Source organism: Vitreoscilla filiformis, assembly GCF_002222655.1.
Lineage (GTDB): Bacteria > Pseudomonadota > Gammaproteobacteria > Burkholderiales > Burkholderiaceae_C > Ideonella > Ideonella filiformis.
Window position 1 is genome coordinate 22,684 of record NZ_CP022425.1, and the last position, 17,333, is coordinate 40,016.

At 60.8% G+C, this 17,333-nt stretch carries 19 protein-coding genes; 10 read left to right on the forward strand and 9 right to left on the reverse strand.

All coding sequences use genetic code 11. From position 1 onward, the window contains the following. Positions 1-107 precede the first annotated feature (107 nt). The 6 genes from VITFI_RS17635 (at position 108) to VITFI_RS17660 (ending at position 5,781) form a co-directional block, all read left to right on the forward strand. Entirely contained in the window at positions 108-716 is a 609-nt protein-coding gene (locus tag VITFI_RS17635; protein WP_089416614.1) for a TetR/AcrR family transcriptional regulator, read from the forward strand. Further along, the gene (locus VITFI_RS17640) at positions 713-1,864 is read left to right on the forward strand and encodes an efflux RND transporter periplasmic adaptor subunit (protein WP_089416613.1); all 1,152 of its coding nucleotides are present in this window, start codon (positions 713-715) and stop codon (positions 1,862-1,864) included. The genes VITFI_RS17635 and VITFI_RS17640 overlap by 4 nt, the downstream gene beginning before the upstream one ends. Beyond that, the gene (locus tag VITFI_RS17645; protein ID WP_089418477.1) at positions 1,861-3,063 is read left to right on the forward strand and encodes an ABC transporter permease; all 1,203 of its coding nucleotides are present in this window, start codon (positions 1,861-1,863) and stop codon (positions 3,061-3,063) included. The genes VITFI_RS17640 and VITFI_RS17645 overlap by 4 nt, the downstream gene beginning before the upstream one ends. A 2-nt stretch (positions 3,064-3,065) precedes the next feature. Then, a complete protein-coding gene (locus tag VITFI_RS17650) occupies positions 3,066-3,776 on the forward strand; it encodes an ABC transporter ATP-binding protein (protein ID WP_089416612.1) in 711 nt (236 codons plus the stop codon). Positions 3,777-3,875: 99 nt separating this feature from the next. Then, positions 3,876-4,283 (forward strand): cytochrome c, encoded by a 408-nt coding sequence (locus VITFI_RS17655; protein ID WP_232476748.1) that lies wholly within the window; start codon positions 3,876-3,878, stop codon positions 4,281-4,283. Next, positions 4,270-5,781 (forward strand): efflux transporter outer membrane subunit, encoded by a 1,512-nt coding sequence (locus VITFI_RS17660; RefSeq protein WP_089416611.1) that lies wholly within the window; start codon positions 4,270-4,272, stop codon positions 5,779-5,781. Before VITFI_RS17655 ends, VITFI_RS17660 begins: the two co-directional genes overlap by 14 nt. Here the strand turns inward: VITFI_RS17660 and VITFI_RS17665 are convergent. From VITFI_RS17665 to VITFI_RS17680, 4 genes are read right to left on the reverse strand one after another with little or no spacing between them, the layout of a single operon-like run. After that, positions 5,768-6,382, reverse strand: coding sequence for a recombinase family protein (locus VITFI_RS17665; RefSeq protein WP_089416610.1), 615 nt, complete (start codon positions 6,380-6,382; stop codon positions 5,768-5,770). The two genes, VITFI_RS17660 and VITFI_RS17665, sit on opposite strands and share 14 nt — an antisense overlap. Positions 6,383-6,442: 60 nt before the next feature. Continuing rightward, positions 6,443-7,660 carry a TniQ family protein gene (locus VITFI_RS17670; protein ID WP_089416609.1) on the reverse strand — a complete coding sequence of 406 codons (1,218 nt, stop codon included), beginning with the start codon at positions 7,658-7,660 and terminating at the stop codon, positions 6,443-6,445. Then, the gene (locus VITFI_RS17675) at positions 7,657-8,565 is read right to left on the reverse strand and encodes a TniB family NTP-binding protein (protein ID WP_089416951.1); all 909 of its coding nucleotides are present in this window, start codon (positions 8,563-8,565) and stop codon (positions 7,657-7,659) included. The genes VITFI_RS17670 and VITFI_RS17675 overlap by 4 nt, the downstream gene beginning before the upstream one ends. 2 nt (positions 8,566-8,567) lie before the next feature. Then, on the reverse strand, positions 8,568-10,247 hold the full coding sequence (locus VITFI_RS17680; RefSeq protein WP_198301804.1) for a Mu transposase C-terminal domain-containing protein: 1,680 nt from the start codon (positions 10,245-10,247) through the stop codon (positions 8,568-8,570). 269 nt (positions 10,248-10,516) lie between these two features. Between VITFI_RS17680 and VITFI_RS17685 the strand changes: the two genes are divergently transcribed. Beyond that, positions 10,517-10,867, forward strand: a complete 351-nt coding sequence (locus VITFI_RS17685; protein ID WP_089418479.1) for a helix-turn-helix domain-containing protein — start codon at positions 10,517-10,519, stop codon at positions 10,865-10,867. Positions 10,868-10,925: 58 nt separating this feature from the next. On the opposite strand, the gene VITFI_RS17690 is transcribed toward VITFI_RS17685, so the two are convergent. The 4 genes from VITFI_RS17690 to VITFI_RS17705 are packed head-to-tail and all read right to left on the reverse strand — an operon-like array spanning position 10,926 to position 14,605. Next, positions 10,926-11,141, reverse strand: a complete 216-nt coding sequence (locus VITFI_RS17690; protein ID WP_089418480.1) for a DUF2452 domain-containing protein — start codon at positions 11,139-11,141, stop codon at positions 10,926-10,928. Beyond that, positions 11,128-11,592 carry a hypothetical protein gene (locus tag VITFI_RS17695; protein ID WP_089418481.1) on the reverse strand — a complete coding sequence of 155 codons (465 nt, stop codon included), beginning with the start codon at positions 11,590-11,592 and terminating at the stop codon, positions 11,128-11,130. Before VITFI_RS17695 ends, VITFI_RS17690 begins: the two co-directional genes overlap by 14 nt. Beyond that, complete coding sequence (traI, locus tag VITFI_RS17700) at positions 11,592-14,288, reverse strand: TraI/MobA(P) family conjugative relaxase (RefSeq protein WP_089418482.1); 2,697 nt, start codon at positions 14,286-14,288, stop codon at positions 11,592-11,594. Before traI ends, VITFI_RS17695 begins: the two co-directional genes overlap by 1 nt. Then, positions 14,285-14,605 (reverse strand): plasmid mobilization protein, encoded by a 321-nt coding sequence (locus tag VITFI_RS17705; RefSeq protein ID WP_089418483.1) that lies wholly within the window; start codon positions 14,603-14,605, stop codon positions 14,285-14,287. Before VITFI_RS17705 ends, traI begins: the two co-directional genes overlap by 4 nt. Positions 14,606-15,040: 435 nt before the next feature. On the opposite strand from VITFI_RS17705, the gene VITFI_RS17710 reads away from it, so the two are divergent. Genes VITFI_RS17710 through VITFI_RS17720 form a run of 3 tightly spaced genes read left to right on the forward strand, consistent with a single transcriptional unit; the run spans position 15,041 to position 16,832 of the window. Further along, positions 15,041-15,481: a hypothetical protein gene (locus tag VITFI_RS17710; protein WP_089418484.1), complete on the forward strand. Its 441-nt coding sequence runs from the start codon at positions 15,041-15,043 to the stop codon at positions 15,479-15,481. 23 nt (positions 15,482-15,504) lie between these two features. Next, positions 15,505-16,191 carry a nucleotide-binding protein gene (locus VITFI_RS17715; RefSeq protein ID WP_089418487.1) on the forward strand — a complete coding sequence of 229 codons (687 nt, stop codon included), beginning with the start codon at positions 15,505-15,507 and terminating at the stop codon, positions 16,189-16,191. Then, complete coding sequence (locus VITFI_RS17720; protein ID WP_198301806.1) at positions 16,188-16,832, forward strand: hypothetical protein; 645 nt, start codon at positions 16,188-16,190, stop codon at positions 16,830-16,832. Before VITFI_RS17715 ends, VITFI_RS17720 begins: the two co-directional genes overlap by 4 nt. Before the next feature lie 35 nt (positions 16,833-16,867). On the opposite strand, the gene VITFI_RS18750 is transcribed toward VITFI_RS17720, so the two are convergent. Next, complete coding sequence (locus tag VITFI_RS18750; RefSeq protein ID WP_269768760.1) at positions 16,868-16,990, reverse strand: hypothetical protein; 123 nt, start codon at positions 16,988-16,990, stop codon at positions 16,868-16,870. Positions 16,991-17,333: the final 343 nt, after the last annotated feature.

Here is a 17,333-nt window from a genome sequence, read left to right on the forward strand (position 1 = left end):
CCAGGATCGAGCTTGGCGTTGATTTCATTGGGTGCTGTCAGATAGGGCCTTGCTCTCATCGCACAACCTGATAAGATAGTAATAAATTACTTTCTTTTGGATTGGCGATGAGCGAACACCCTAAGCACCTTCCGGCTGATGAACGGCGAGCGGCCACCGTAGAGGCGGTGATCAACCTGGCGGCTGAGCAGAATCCCAGCGACATCACCACCACGGCGATCGCGCAGCGCATGGGCCTGACCCAAGGCGCGCTGTTCCGGCATTTCCCCACCAAGGATGCCATTCTCGAAGCAGTGATGACGTGGGTAGCTGAGCGTCTTCTTTCCCGAGTAGACAAGGCGGCCCAGAACATCACTTCTCCTCTTGCCGCGCTGGAAGCGGTCTTCATGGCTCATATCGACTTCGTTTCCGAGCATCCAGGCGTGCCACGGATGCTCTTCGGAGAGTTGCAGCGGCCCGGAGAAACACTCCCTAAAAGGATGGTTCAGACCTTGATTCAGCGGTACGGAGAACGCTTGCGCCATCTGCTGGAGAGGGGCAAGGCGATAGGCGAGCTTAATGCCAGCCTCGATATCGAGGCTGCCTCGGTATCGTTCATCGGCTCCATCCAGGGCTTGGTGATGCAGTCGCTCATCGCGGGTGACGCCGCTCGCATCCGTCGCGATGCCTCTGGTGTTTTTGCAATCTATCGTCGTGGCATTGGGAGTGCGTCATGAAATTTCCACGTCTACAACGCCGCACATTGGCCCTGGTCGCCGTCATCATTCCACTTCTACTGCTTTTCATCTATGTTGCTTTGCGTTCAGGGCCGTTGGCTCCTGTTGCAGCTACTGTCAGCACGGTAGAGTCCCGCTCCGTTGCCCCAGCATTAGCTGGTATAGGGACAGTGCAAGCGCGCTTTACTTACAAAATCGGCCCCACCGTTGCCGGGCGCGTCAAACGCTTGGATGTGCATGTCGGCGATACCGTTAAAGCAGGGCAAGTGCTCGGTGAAATGGATGCGGTGGACCTGGACGATCGCATCAGCGCTCAGCAGGCTGCAATCAAGAGTTCCGAAGCTGCACTTCGACAGGCTGCTGCCAAAGAAACTTTCGCGCAGACACAGGCCACACGCTATGAGCAGCTTTTATCGGTGCGTGGCACCAGCGAAGAAACGGTAGTCACCAAACGGCAAGAACTGGCTGTGGCGAGCGCGGCATTGGTCGCCTCGCGAGAAGATATCGCGCGTCTGCGCGCAGAGTTGGAAGCGCTCCGCGCTCAACGCGGAAACTTGAGGTTAGTGGCACCGGTTGCCGGACTGGTCGCAGCACGCGATGCAGACCCTGGCACCACGGTGGTGGCGGGGCAAGCGGTAATCGAAGTAATTGACACCGCAAGCCTGTGGGTTGATACACGCTTTGATCAAATCAGTGCCGAGGGACTGGCTACAGGGCTTCCAGCCAAGATTGTTCTGAGATCACGGCGATCTCAGGCTGTGGCGGGACACGTATTGCGCATCGAGCCTCGCGCCGATGCAGTGACTGAGGAAACCCTGGCAAAAATCGTTTTCAACGCGCCTCCAGTACCACTTCCACCATTGGGTGAGTTGGCGGAGGTGACTGTGCAACTGGGCGAATTGCCTGCCGCGCCGACCATCTCCAATGCCGCAATTCGGACAGTCGATGGAAAACGCGGTGTATGGAAGCTGGTTGAAGGAGGTTTGACTTTCACTCCGGTCGTGCTGGGCCGCTCCAGTCTTGATGGCCTGGTTCAGGTAGTTGAGGGCTTGAGCGTTGGCGATCAGGTCGTGCTCTACAGCGAAAAGACACTCAGCGCCAAGAGTCGGATTAACATCGTCGATCGTCTGCCAGGAGTCTCACCGTGATCAGCCTGGCCGGACGCGACATCCTTCATGCCTGGGGTAAATTCATCTTTACGGGCATTGGCTTGGGCCTGTTGATTGGCGTCACGCTGACCATGGCGGGTGTGTATCGCGGCATGGTCGATGACGGTAAGGTGTTGCTGGACAACAGTGGTGCCAACTTGTGGGTGGTACAGAAAGACACCCTGGGCCCTTATGCCGAGTCTTCCAGCATCCCTGATGACCTGTGGCGCAGCATCCGCACTCTGCCGGGCGTGGCAGAGGCCGCCAATGTGACCTACCTGACCATGCAGGTCGGAAGAGGTGAAAAAGATGTTCGTGCCATGGTCGTGGGCATCGCGGCAGGCGAACCGGGAACATCAGGCTGGCCACCTCAATTGGTCGCGGGACGCCAGATTACGCGTGGCCACTATGAGGCGGTAGCGGACATCGCCACAGGGTTTCGGCTGGGCGATGAGGTGAAGATTCGCCGCAACCATTACACAGTCGTTGGCCTGACCCGCCGCATGGTTTCCTCCAGTGGCGATCCGATGGTGTTTATCCCACTCAAGGATGCGCAAGAAGCGCAATTCCTCAAAGACAACGATGCCATCCTGATGCAGCGTCGCCGCACCGAAGCCAATCCGGTTTTCAACCGCCCCGGCGTGCCCGGTCTGCTCGATGCTGTGATTGCCTCACAAACCAGCAACAACTCGGTGAATGCCGTGCTGGTTCGTATCCAACCCGAATACTCTCCACAGGAGGTGGCCGAACCGATACGACGCTGGAAGCGGCTCACGGTTTATGACCGCGCACAGATGGAAGAGATTTTGGTAGGCAAACTCATTGCCACATCCGCCAAGCAAATCGCCATGTTTCTGGTGATTCTGGCTGTGGTCAGCGCCGCCATCGTGGCATTCATCATCTACACCCTGACCATGGACAAAATTCGCGAAATCGCGGTGCTCAAGCTCATCGGCACACGCAACCGCACCATTGCGGGAATGATCTTGCAGCAGGCGTTGGTACTTGGGGTCATCGGTTTTGTCGTTGGCAAGATCACGGCTACCTTCGCTGCACCCTTGTTTCCCAAATACGTATTGCTGATGCCCATCGATTCAATCTTGGGTTTCTTCGCGGTGATGGTTATTTGTGTGCTGGCCAGCGTTGTCGCCATCCGTATGGCACTGAAGGTCGATCCGGCCGAAGCGATTGGAGGCTGAACATGACGGCAAAAGGCATTCACATCGAAGGCTTGAGCAAGCGTTACGGAGAGAGAGACACTGCGGTTCTCGCCTTGAAGAACGTGAACATGCAGGTTGCGCCGGGCGAGGTGGTTGGCCTGATCGGCCCTTCCGGTTCCGGCAAGAGCACGTTGCTCAAGTGCCTGGGAGCCGTGATTGACCCCACCGCCGGTCGCATGGTGCTGGGAAACGAGGTGATTTTCGACGATGAATGGAAAGTGCGCGACCTGCGGGCTTTGCGCCGCGACAAGATCGGTTTCGTGTTTCAAGCGCCGTACCTGATCCCGTTTCTCGATGTCACCGATAACGTGGCGCTCTTGCCGATGCTCGCGGGTGCCGGCAATGACGATGCGCGAAAACGCGCGCTCGAACTGCTCACCGCTCTGGATGTGCAGCACCGCGCCAAGGCCATGCCGTCACAACTCTCAGGCGGAGAACAGCAACGCGTGGCTATTGCTCGCGGCTTGGTCAATCGACCACCAGTGATCCTGGCTGATGAACCAACGGCACCGCTGGATTCGGTGCGTGCGATGTCTGTCATCCGCATCCTCAACGACATGGCTCGGCGTTTTGAAACCGCCGTCATCGTCGTCACGCACGACGAAAAAATCATCCCGACGTTCAAGCGCATTTACCATATCCGCGATGGCGTCACTCACGAGGAAGCGGGTGAAGGGCGCAGTTTTGAATGACTGCGCCACTCGTTATCGATGTCGCTGAAAAAAGAAGGGGGTCTCATGAACAGCACTAAAAAACCGTTCCTGGTCATTTCCGCCGTGCTTTTCACGGTGATGACCATATCAGCCACCCCTGTCGGCGCGCAGACGGAAAAACCCGCAAAGCCGATGGCACTACGCGGTGTGATGGACAAATTAGGCCGCGACATGCAGGCCATTACAGGCGCAATTTCCAAGGAAGAGTGGGCGGTGGTTGTCGAGTTGGCTCCGAAGATTGCCAACCACGCAGAGCCTCCCGTCGCGGAAAAAATGCGCATTCTTGCTTGGCTCGGAACCGATGCTGGGAAGTTTCGCAGCCACGATGGGCAGACGCACGAATCTGCTACTGCTATGGGCGACGCAGCCAAGCGTGGTGATGGTCTAGCCGTTATCTCTGCTTTTTCGAAGGTACAACAAAGCTGCCTCGGTTGTCATCAGAGCTTCCGTAAGCCGTTCATGGAGCATTTTTATGAAAACCGATGACCTGACTTGCACAGGCCAATGCACGAAACCCAGTCAATGGCCGGCCAGAGCCCTGACATCTCTCGCACTTGTTGGTTTGTTGGCTGGTTGTGCGGTCGGGCCTGACTTCAAACGCCCCGAAGCGCCGACTACATCTAATTACACCGTTGCCACCATGCCAGCGCAAACCGCCTCGGCCGCAATCCTTTTGGGGGAGGTGCAAACCCTCCGGGTCGGTCGGGAGGTCAGTTTGGAATGGTGGCACAGCCTGGGGTCATCCAGACTCGATGCACTGATTGCACTGGCTTTACAAAACAGTCCAACGTTAGCCTCTGCAAAATCGACGCTGCTGCAGGCGCAGGAGCTTCATGCTGCGCAAGCGGGATCAACGCGCTACCCCCAAGTCGATGCGAATATCGGTGCGCAACGCCAACGGATGAGCCCCAGCGGTCTCGGACTGGCCGGCGATGCACGTGAGTTCAGTCTTTACAACGCCAGCGTTGGCGTGCATTACCGCCTCGACTTGGCTGGAGGGAATCGTCGTGCGTTGGAAGCGCTGGCCGCTCGTGTGGACTACCGGAGCCATGAACTGGCGGGCGCGCAACTGACCCTTGCGGCAAATATCACCACCACCGCCATTGTCCGAGCAAAACTCGCGGGTCAGCTTGCGGCCACCAAAGCGATGGTCGAAGCACAGGACGAGCAGATCAATGTCACCCGCAAGCGGGTGCGTCTTGGTCAAGCAGCACCGGACGAGCTGCTTGCACAGCAAACGCAGACCGAACAAACTCGTTCTGGACTACCCCTTTTGCTCAAGCAACTGCAACAAAGTGAGCATCTTCTGGCCACGCTTTCCGGCCAGGCCCCTGGTGACGCGAAGGTGCCCGATTTCACTTTGGCCGAGTTCAAACTGCCCACCGAATTGCCTCTTGTGATGCCTTCTGATCTGGTGCGCAGACGGCCTGATATTCAGGCGGCAGAAGCATTGCTCCACGCGGCGAATGCCGAATATGGGGTGGCGATCGCCAAGCTGTATCCTCAAATCAACCTCAGTGCAAACCTTGGCTCGCAAGCACTCACAACCGGGGCTCTTTTTGGCAGCAACTCTGCTGTTTGGAGTGTGCTGGGGCAGTTGACCCAGCCACTATTCAATCCGGGACTACCCGCAGAAAAACGGGCATCGCTGGCAGCATTGGATGCCGCAGCGGCAAATTATCAGGGCGTTGTGCTCGACGCTCTGCGCAACGTGGCGGACACATTGAGCGCACTGGAGCACGATGCACAGGCATTGAGTTCACTCGCGCTTGCAGACTCAACTGCACAGTCTTCCCTTGAATCCACTGGGCGTCAGTATGCGCTTGGCGCAGCCAGCTACACGCAATTGCTGATTGCAAGGCAGCAGGCTCAACAAAGTAGCATTGCCTTGGTCGCAGCGCAGGCGCAACGGCTTGCTGATAGTGCCGCACTATTTCAGGCGATGGGTGGAGGTTATGATGGATTGAAGGTCAAGCCTTACTGAGCAACTTCGTTCCGTCAGAACGCAACTGACCGGTGGGTGAAATATGCCGGTACAGGGTCTGCCGAGTAATTCCGAGTTCTTGGCACAAATCGCCAACCTTGGTTTCCGGCTGACCCATCGCCGCCATTGCCAGGCGCAACTTGGCCGCCGTCATCTTGAAAGGCCGACCGCCTTTGCGGCCGCGTGCCCGTGCCGACGCCAAACCCGCCACGGTGCGCTCGGCAATCAGCTCGCGCTCGAACTCGGCCAATGCCGCGAAGATGCCAAAGACCAGCTTGCCGGCGGCGGTCGTGGTGTCGATGGCCGCGCCATGCCCGGTCAGCACCTTGAGGCCGATGCCGCGTCCGGTCAGGTCGTGCACGGTGTTGATGAGGTGCCGCAGGTCGCGCCCGAGGCGATCCAGTTTCCACACGGCCAGCGTGTCGCCTGGCCGTAGCGCCTTGAGGCAGCTTACCAGACCGGGGCGATCCTCGCGTTTGCCGGATGCTTGATCCTCGTAGAGATGGTCCGGATCAACGCCGGCAGCAATCAGCGCGTCGCGCTGCAAGTCGGTCGCTTGAGAGCCGTCCGCTTTCGATACCCGCATATAGCCGATCAACATTTTGCACCTGTCACATATACGTTCGATTATGTGACAGTGTGAGCCAGAAAGCTCTGGCCGTCAAAATTTGTCACTTAACCCGTAATTTTGTCTAAGACATGCAAAGGGTTCATCAGGCTCATAATGTGACAGAAATTCCGGAGGGATGCCTTCCTCCGCGAAGGTGGCGCGCAACTGTTCCAAGGAAGCCGGGTCGCGCCGACCATAGGAAGCCAACGCGAACAGCGAGCGTGCCGTCTCGGGGTTGTGCCGCGCTTCAATGATGGCCTCGTCGATGGCCTGGACTGCACGCTGCCAGTGATTGATGGGTTCTGGCTTCGGCGCTTTCGTCGGTAGGCCGCTGGTGAACCCGGTTTGGGGCTCGGACCAGAATAGCTTTGCCTGCTCGCCTGGCGGGCTTATGTCCCTCACCTCAATCAAGTTGATTGCCGTTGCCGCCGCCTCCAGCATCTGCAATCGTACTGCCGGGTTCAGGGTTTCATACGGTCGCCACAGACTTTGCCCAGCACGCAGCGGATGCCCGCAGCTTTCCCAGACTTGGCGGAGATACCCCGCGCAGGTTCCACACGCGGAAAGTGGGGTGTTCAGCTCATCGAGCAGCGTGCGTAGCAGCCGAAACCACAATCCGGCGTGGATGCGCCGGCGCGGCAGCTCCACATACCCCATGGTCAGCGCCTGCCAGGTGCGCCGGTCCATCGCCGCAATCGGGTCGCTGGCGGTGCGTGGGGCGGCATCGGCATTCTCCCAGCCGAGAAAACGCCCTGGCACGCCCCAATAGGATTCCAGCCAGCAGCCATGCAGCGGGCAGCTCAGCATCAGGGGCAGCTTCCACACGAGCAGTACGGCTTGGTTCTCCGGATCGTTCAGGCAGAGCGGACAGGCGCGGTGTATCGGCTGGCTGGGGAGCCAGGCACGCCAGCTCGTGATGGATCGCGTCTTACGGCGGAGTCTTGGCAGCAGCACCGAGAGCTGAAACGCATAGGTTTCCAATGCGTCTGGAATCTGATCATCAAGGCTGTCCAGTAGCCAAGGCACCCAGCCGGCGAAGCTCATACTGCGCAGCCGGTCCAGCTCGATGCCGCTCCGTTGGGAAAGCATCGCCAGCAGCGAGAGTGGTGGCACGGTGTCTAGGTCATCGACGTGGCCGTGACCAAGATCGTGCTCCAGTAGGTCGGGCACCTCCATGTGATAGCAAAGGGCCACGCGGTTGAGCCATGAGGACAGCGCCTCGCCTTCTTTCGGGGCGGGATGCAGCGGCCAGCGTGGTGCCGGCTTCACATCAATTCCCGCTCGAACTGGCGTCGCCGCTCGCTGGGGCCGGTGTAATCGGCCATGCTGAGCGTGCGGTGGTTGATCGCTTCCTCGCCGCTCTCCACGGCGGCAATGGCCGCCGCCATCAGCAGGTGCGCCAGCTCGCCGATGGTGCCCTCGCTGCGCGCGAGCAGGTAACGGGCCATGTCCGCCGTGGCAATCGGCGAGGATCGCCGCAGCGGGAGCGAGGCGGCGAAGCTGGCCAGCAGCGAACAGCAATCGTCGTTGTCCTCCCACACCGGCAGCATCATCGGCTCGAAGCGGTTTTCCAACTGGTCATCCGAACGGATCGCCAGGTAGGCGTCGCGCGTGCCGACCCCGACCAGCGGGATGCGCAACTCGTTGCCGAGGAAACGCAGCAGGTTGAGAAATTCCCGACGGTTGACGCTGTTGCCGGCCAGGACGTTGTGCAGCTCGTCGATGACCAGCATGCGCACCCCGACCTTGCGAAGCAGTGCCAGCGCCAGTTGCTCCATTTCCGGCAACCGTGGGCGCGGACGCAGTGGCGCACCCATCGCGGCGAGCAGCGCGACATAGAAGCGCATCACCGACGGTTCGGACGGCATCTGCACGACCAGCACCGGGATGTGTTCCTGGTCGGCGTCAGAACTGGCCGGATGCGTGCGCCGGAACTTTTCGATGATCATCGACTTGCCGTTGTTGGTCGGGCCAACCAGCAGCAAGTTGGGCATGCGTTGTTTGTTCGGCCACGCATACAGCGTTTCCAGCCTGTTCAACGCTTCGACCGCGCGGGGGTAGCCAATCCAGCGGTCGGCGCGGATACGCTGCACGCGCTCGTCCGCTGGCAGACGGGCCAGACCCTGCGCCGCCGGCAGCAGGTGAGACAGGTCGATAATGGGATATTCGTCCACGGCTACCACTCCTCGATCTGGTCGAACGGTTTGGCCGGCGGCAGGTTGTCGGCCTGCGGGTCGGTAATGTCCGTTCCCGGCGGAACGGGCTTGTCCGGCCGAGCGGATGCTTTGAGGTGTTGCCGACGATCCGCGTCACGCCGAGCCTTGCGTGTGGCCTTCTGCGCGGTGGTCACGATCTCGCGCATCTGGCCGATCATGCGGAACAGCACCGACTCATCCACCTGTTCGCGCCCTTGCTGCCGCAATTTCGCCAATGCTTGGCGTTGCTCCCAGAGGGTGACAGCCGGGTGCGACAAGGTACGGTAGGGGATTTCCAGGTAGTGCTGACCCTCCGGTTCCAGCACCCAGATACGGCTGATGTCGCGCGGGTCGCGCCGGATCAGGAAAGAGGGCTGGCGGTCGCGCCGTGCGATCCAAGGTTTGAGCGCGTCGGCGTAGTAGTGGATGTGGTCGATGACGAAGCCGGTGCGGGTCAGCGTGCGGCGGAGGATGGGCAGAAAATCGACCAGGAAAGCCGTGGCGCGGGTAACGACTGCTGGCACACCGATGCGCGCCACAGCCTCGGCCCAGCGCGCGGCCGGCGGCTGAAGCAGGCCGTTGTGCACGGAGCCGTGATAGGTGCCGACTGCCAGTGCGAGCCAGCGCTCCAGCTCGCGCAGTGTCAGGGCGGCCATCTTCTCGGAGTCGTACTCCCCGCGTTGGTCGGGATTGGAGAAGGTCGTTCCAGGCAGTTCGTCGTGGATCATCTGCATCGCCGTGCCGATGATCCGCTCCACGATGCCACCGTAGTGCGGCTGCCCGAGCGGACGATAGTCCAGCCGGATGCCATGCTGCTCGCAGCCCCGGCGCAGGGCCTCGCTCTTGAATTCGGCCGCGTTGTCCAGGTAGAGCAACATGGGCTTGCCGCTCATCGGCCAGTCCATTTCCACGTCCAACCCTTCCAGCCAAGGGCGCTTGTCGCAGGCGACATGCGCGAGGCAAAGGCCGACCGAGACGGCGGACGGCGCTTCCAACGTGACCACCATGCCGAGCACACAGCGGGTGAACACGTCGATGGCGATGGTGAGGTACGGACGGCCGATCGGTTGCCGGTCGCGCTCGTCCACCACGATCAGGTCGATGACCGTGTGGTCGATCTGCACCTGCTCAAGCGGCGCAGTCACGGCGGGAGGCACGCCGCCGGCACCTTGGAGGTCTCGGGACGCATCCTGGCCTTCCCGGCGGCGAGTGACTTTGCGCGGATCGAGGCCGGCGATCCGCAACGCCACAGTGTTGCGCGCCGGCACCCGCAGCTTCTGCGCTTTGCAAGCCTGCGCGACCTCGCGGTGGAACGCCGCCAGGCTGCGCTTCTGTTTGGTCAGAAACCGCTTTTGCAGCAGGTCGCGGATGATGCGTTCGATCGGCTCCGGCAAGCGGCCCTTACCTTTGCCGCCGCTCGACTGCCCAAGAACCAGGTCAGTGACCAGCCCCGAGCCTTGCCGGGCACGGCGGATCAGGATGTAGACCTGCCGCCGGGACAGACCCAGTACCTGGGCTGCCGCGTCGGCCGCTTCATGCCCTACCGTCTCCGACTGTGCCAGCGGCCCGATGATCTCCGCGCGACGGCGCGCACGCTCCCATGCCTGATCTGGCAGGGTGGCAACGCCGTGCTCGGTAATCGGTGTGGTATCGGTCGCCATGCTCACCTCGCTTTGGTGCACACGAGTATTGAGCATAGTCGAGATCGGTGCGGATGACTTCTGATATTACGCCGTCAGGAGTGGCCTGCACACTTGGCGTCACGCCCCGTCAGTTGGTGCAGTCGTCTTCTGAAAATGACATTTATGCCCGCTTCTCGGATGCCTGAGAAACCACCGTTTAACTGACACTTGCGCACCCAGAGATTCATTGATAGAGTTTAATTGATTAAATCCAATCAATCCAACTAATTCAATGAATGGAGAAGAACATGGGAAAACCCAAGAGTACCGATCTGGTCGTGCAGCCCCCGCTGGCAATTCCTCTGAACATTGATCCTGAAAAGGACAGCTACATCATCAAGGGAGGGGCAGGTGTAGCGGTAGCCCACGTCAAGAAGCCTTCCGGCGAAGTTTTTTCCGTCCACGTCCGCGCGAATGGTGCCTTTCGCCAAATGACCCACTTCGATCCATCGCAGTTGACCGTCGATGAGCGCCGTCGCTTGGAATTGGACTTGTACGAGAAGGGCCACACACAAAGCGACATCGCCGACCTCGTAGGCGTGAAGCAACCAACCGTGGCTCACGACTTGAAATTGATGCGCAAAGCCAACGGCTCTTGAGGTTCCCCAAACACACCGGCCGCAATGTGTAGGTATATATAGACCTACTTACAAGGCATCACCCAGCGATCTCATTCAAGCATCGCGTCTCGGCGCGCTGCCGCACACCTTGCAGGAAGGCGTGCAACGCGCGGCGCTGCTCGGCCTCTTCGAGCTTGCGGTACTGGGCTTGCAGGGCCGCGATCTGCTCGGCGATCTCGCGCATCTTGTGCGTCATCTCGACCCGCATCATGCGGTGGTCAGGCTTGCAGGCGGTGTAGTCAGTCTTGGGCATGGGCATCTCCATTGATGAGTTGAATGTTGGTGGCGGCCATCACGATGGCCCGCGCCTCGATGGCGTAGACGATCAGCTCCGCGCCATCGTCTGCTTCGAGTCGCAGCATGTCCGAATCGCTGGCAATGAACTCGGCACGGAGCGCACGACCGATGTCGCGCAAAGCCGCTTGGTCGATCTCGCCGGTCAGGCTGGCCAACTGGCCCGTGCCCGGCTGCGCGGCCGGAATGTGCAGAACCTCAAGCCCAGAACCGGGCAGCAGGTCGGGAAAGCAGACAGGGCCACGGCGGGCACGATGAGCTACCGCCTGCAAGGCTTCGAGCGTGGCTGCAATGCTGCGCGTGCTTGCAGCAGGGCGGATGCGCGCAGCCACCCAGCGGGCAGCGGCAGCAAGCTCATCGGCCGAAAAGCCTTGTGGCAGTTCAGGTGTGAGCGTTTCAGCGCGCGGCATCAAACACCCATCCTCGGCCCTTCGTGCGCTGGATCGCGGCCTTCGAGCCGCAGGAACTGCTCACGGTAGCGCTCGATCTTGGCCAGCATCCGCGAGCCGTCAGGGCCATAGGCATAGCGTGCTGTTCGCTGAGCGTAGTCATGCCAGTTCCGCCCCTCGTCTGTGGTGCGAATCGACGGCGCGCAGGCCTCAAGCACGGTGGCGATCTCATCCTGGCCGTGCCCGGTAGCCCTGAGCCGCACGGCGATCATGGAATCGACTCGCGACAGGTCGATCCCGTCGCCTTTGTGACGCGCAGCGATGTCGCGGTAGTGCGCCTCGTAGGCATTGGCAGGCGGCGCAGTGCGGGCAGCAACAGGCGCGGCAGGCCTCCGCTCTTGTGCCACCCGGACTTCCTCGTCGAGCTGGCGAGCGACGACACAGCTCAGTGCGTATGCCTTATCGCAGGTGCAGGCCACGGCGTGGCGCAACTCCACCACTGGGAAGGTGCCATCAGGTCGCTGGTACTTCGGCGTAGGCGCACCCGGCTCCCATTTGCGGTTCTCAAACCCCGGCGCGCGGTGCGGGTGGATGCAGGCTTGCAGCTTCGGATCGCCATATTGCTTGTTGAGGGCGACGATGAGGCGATTGCCTACGTCCTGATCGTCCGAACGGCCCAGCTTGGGCACGTTCAGGATGGCTTGCAGTTTGCCCGGACTGGACTCCATCACCACCGCAGGCCGGTAGCCATCGGCGAGCATCTGGCGCAGGCTGGTATCGCTCAGGTCATCGACCAGCACATGGTGCATCCGCTCGCTGCGCGGGGTGTAGTACAGGTTCTCGCCGCGTGCGTGGAAACGCAGCAGCTCCCGCATCCGCCGCTCCACGGCTGCCGCGTCCACGCCGTCCTTGCCACCCAGCACGAAAGCCTTGCGATGGTCGGCCGCCATCTTGATCGACGTGAGGGTGTACCTGTCCGCACCGATGGCCGCGTGGTACTGCTCAAAGAGCTTCATCTGGGGCGTGCGCATTGCTTCCTCCCGTGCTGCCTTGCGTGCTTCCTTGGCCGCTTCCACCTGTGCTTGCAGCTCGGGGTTAGCGATGCGGATGCCGTGCTCCGCAGCGAGCCGAACGCAGGTGGCCTTGTATTCCTCCGAGCCGAACACCGTGACCTTCCCCCACTTGGCAGCGCCAAGCTGCAACGCGGCTAGGGTCGCAGCCTCGTCGTGGGCCTCCTGAACGTCGATTCGACGGCCGTGGTCAGTGAATGAGACAGGCTCAGACACACCCCCCGCCGCCCCTTGGCGTCGGTACTCGACCGTGCTGCCAACAATCTCGCCCGCAAAAGCGCGAAGATCGCGAGGCAAGGCCTCGTTGTCGCCGTCGCCCTCAAGGCGCAGCGGCTCGTGACGGTGGTAGCGGAAGTCGCCAGCGGCATCGGAGCTGAACCACTTAGACAGCCATTCGTTGTATTCGGGCCATGCTTCGCGGGCATCCCGCAGCGCCTTGGCTTCGCGCCGATGGCGCTCCCTGATTTCCAGCTCGGCCTGCTTGGCCTCGGCCGCCGCCACGCTGCGCATGGCATTCAACAGCTCGCCCCTGCCCTTCCAGTTCTGAGCAGCGATGGCCGCGCTGCGCTCCGCCTTCTGGGCGCGGAACTGGGCAAGCTCGCGCTCGTACCGCTCCTTCTCTTCACGCAGCTTCTGCGCGAGGTGTGCGCGATGATGCTTCGCGGCCGTGATGTAGTCATCCCAGCCGGGCAAGTCCGGCCGCAGCGGCTCGGGCTTGCGCTCCACAGCCACGACGGCAGCGTCAGCAGGCTCGAACGCACCAAGCCGCTTGGTGAGCTTCGGCAAGCTGCACCAGTGCCCTGCCGTGCTCGCCTTGACGGGTTGATCGCCGACGTAGATGTGTGCTCCCACGCCACCGGCCTTCTCGTACCGCATACCACGCTCGGCGAGGCCTTGGTGCAGTTCGGCCCAGCTCGATGCAGACCGGATGAGTTCACCAGCCTCTTCGATGGCGATCCGCGCCGCGCTCTTTTGGCCTGTTCGGTTTTCCATGTCACCGGCACGAGTCGGGACAGTGGGGACGCCATCCAACTTGCCAACACGGGCGACGGTGCCATCGTCCATCACCGTGTAGCGCGCCCGTCGCTCCGGCCGCCACCCTTGGCGGTGCTCAATCATGGCTACCGTGCGTTGGGCCGCCTCTTTCCACCAGCCCTTCGCTGGCTTCACGACGAGATAGGTTTCCGGGTTGACCTTGTTGATCGAGATATGCAGGTGGATGTTGTCGGTGTCCTTATGCAACGCCGCGATGACTTGATGTTTCTGGAGCTTGAGCTGTTCGAGAAAGACATCCAGCAGTTCCTCGATTTGCTCGGGTGTGGGCTGCTCATCCTCGTGCCACGATGCAACCCAATGCTGGATCGGGTACTTGGACTTCTTGCATTCCATCGCGAGCGCAACCATCTCGGCTTGCTGGCCCTTGAAGGTGCTCGTGTTGAAGCCGCGCGTCGTGAGGTAAAGCACCTTCTCTGGCTGCTCACCGTCCCCGCCGTGAATCACACCGTCTTGGTCGATGTGATACCCGAGGCGAGTCAGGCGGGCCGCGTCATCAGGCACGGCGATGTACTCGGTCAAGTCACCGATGTTGGTCGCCTTGGACTTGCGACCGGCCTTATCCAGATCGAGAGGGATCAACTTGAGGATCACTGGTCAGCTCCCCTGTTGGCGAGCTGGTCGATGAACGCATAGACCTGCCGCAACGCACGCGCCGTCTCGGCGCTGTAGGTGCCCCCGGACTCGTTGTGGACGTGCTTGAGCAGACCGCCGATGCGGTTCAGGTGCCGGATCATTTTTTCGTCGGCGTGCGCCACGATCTTCCGACCGAAATACCGACGCCTGACCAGCTCACTCACCGACAGGCCTGCGTCGTCAGCATCTGCCCGCAGCTTCACCTTCTCGGTGGCTGTCACCCGCACACCGATGCGCTCGGTGAGCGGCTCTCCCTCTTTGACCTCAAACGGCATTCGCTGGCTCCTTCAACTGGCCCCGTGGGCGGCGGGGTGTGTCTTGTTGTCTACATCGCTGTCAGCAGCCCCCGGCAGGGCAGGATGAATGAGCCACGGATCGAGATGCGCAAGCGTCGAGGACACGGCGTCCCTTGGCGGGCACATGGAGCGGTAGCGGCATGTGTTCGACAAGGGCCATCCTGTTACTCCCGTTACTCCCGTTGGACACGGTGCCGAGTCTCGAAGGGAGCAGCCCCGTTTCCGGTTGGAAGCAAAAGGGCTACTTGTGGCAGCACAGTGAGTATGCAATAACACACACGCAAAATCAACGAGCAAAACGCTTCCCATAATGGGAATTATGGGAAAAACTCATTTCGCGACAATGCTTTAGACATTGCGAAGCATCGAAAATAGCGCGATACTAAAAGCGATTTATTAGATGCAGGAGCGCACATGGCAATAACTGTTGAACAGGTGGAGCGCATCGCAGAGAAGCTGCGGGCACTTCCTCCCATAGAGAACAAGAAGCGGGTGGTGTCGAAGCAGGAGAGCATCAAGATGCTGACCGGCGAAATCGCCGGTCTGCGTGAGCGGGGCTACACGCTGGAACAGATCGCGGAGCTGCTGACGGCTGACCAGTTGGAGATCGGTGCCCCCACGCTGAAAAGCTACTTGCAGCGCACGAAGCCCAGCAGCAAGAAGCCCTCCGGGAAGCGCAAGGCCGCAGCAGTTGGCACGCCCCCCAGTGACAACCCGCAGGCACAGCCTGCGAGCCAAAGCCAGCCACCCGCACAGACCATCGGGGAGCGTGCCGCCGCCGCTCTGCCGACATCGACGGGAAACACCACCAGCGCAGTCGCCGCGATCACCCGGCCTGATCGCCCACGCATCTGAGAGGGAGCTAAGACATGAACGACATGAACACGATGTACCTGTGTGCCGGGGACAAGGGCGGAACCGGCAAGAGCATGGTGGCAGCAACGCTCATCGACGCATTCCTGCAACGAGGCATCGAGCCGCTGCTGGTCGAAACGGACACGGCGAACCCCGACGTGTTCAAGAGCTACGGTGAGCGCATCCAGTGCGCCGCGTTGAGCCTCGACGAAGCAGACGGGTGGATTCAGCTCATCAACACGGTTGACCAAGCTCGCGGTGCTCCCGTCATCGTGAACACCGCCGCGCGCAGTGGCAGTGGCGTGGCACGGTACGGCGCAACGCTTAAAAGCACGCTGGGGGAACTCGGCCGGAAGCTGGTGACGCTCTGGATCATCAACCGACAGCGGGACAGTTTGGAGCTACTCGCGGATTTCTTGGAAGCAATGCCGTTAGGTGCCGACCACCAAACGCATGTGCTGCGCAACCTGTACTTTGGAGCCTCTGAAAAGTTCCAGCTCTTCAACGGCAGCGACATCAAAAAGCGGATTGAAGAGAGCGGTGGCAAGACGCTCGACTTCCCCGAATTGGCGGATCGCGTTGCGGATCAACTGGCGACGGATCGGCTGACGATTCAGGGAGCACTCGAAGCCATGCCGCTGGGACACAAGGCAGAGCTGATCCGGTGGCGGAATGAAGCCACCAAGACACTGGCGCAGGTCATGCCATGAACACGCCCGGCCGCCTAGGGATCGTTGACGCCTTCGAGGCGGCTTGGCAGCGCAGGGCGACGCCGGAGGAAGCAGACAGGCTGCACCGCGTCCAAACCATCTTGGGGGTCAAGGACAACGACGCCATCTTGGTTTTGATGGTCGCCTTGGAGCACTACCAAGGGCTGTATAGCGCGATGCCTGCCCGCATTGAGGAAGCAGCCCGTACAGCCGTAGGTGAAGCGAAGGAGACAGCCCAGCGCGTAGCCAACACTGCGGCCCAGCTCGCACACAGCGATCTGGTGGAGCAACTAGGCGAGGCAGTCAACAAAGTGGCAACAGACAGCGCGCGGAAGCAGCAATGGAAAGCGCTGGCCATCGGGATCGGAGCAGCCGCGTTCACGATTCTGGTGACGGGTTGGCTCGCGTTTTCACAGGGGAAGGAAGCAGGCTTTGGAGCAGGCTTCAAAGCCGCTCGGCATGAAGCTGCGGCGGCAAGCTGGGCCAACACGCCGCAGGGCCAAGTGGCCTATCGCCTCGCATTGGTGGGCAGCTTGGAGCAGGTTGCGCGCTGCACAGGACCGGGGTGGAAGGTAAAGAACGGGGCCTGCCTGCCCTACCCGGATTCAGACGGCAGCTTGCACGGATGGATGATGCCGTGAGAGCACTGCGGGAGCAGCGCCCTCACGACGACAAGCTACTTGCCGACGCTGGCCCAGTCGCACACGGTGATGGGGACTTGCAGGTAGCCATGCTGCTGCAACCACAGCACGCCCAAAAGGGCCACCACCTGCGCGGGAAAGAGCCACGGCTTGGCCATGACCGCCCTCACGCGCGATCCAAGCGCCCTGACAGGCCGAACCACCACCTCACCGACAGCCCTCACGCGCGCTTGCACGCCCGCGAGAGTCGCTTTGAGGTCAGGCAGCGGCGCAGCTCGAAAAACTGACTGCATCTGCATTTTTCACTCCTTCTAAAAAGTCGATTTTTACGCGCAACCACCGCAGACACCCAACTGTGTCAAACAAGGTGATAAACAATGTGTGAAGCAGTGTGTGTAGCGCAAATAGCATAGGGTCTACATTATTTTTGCGGATGCTTGCACGCATACGCAATATGCACTAAACTGGAGGTAATGACAAAGCGCTGAAACGGGTTCCAAC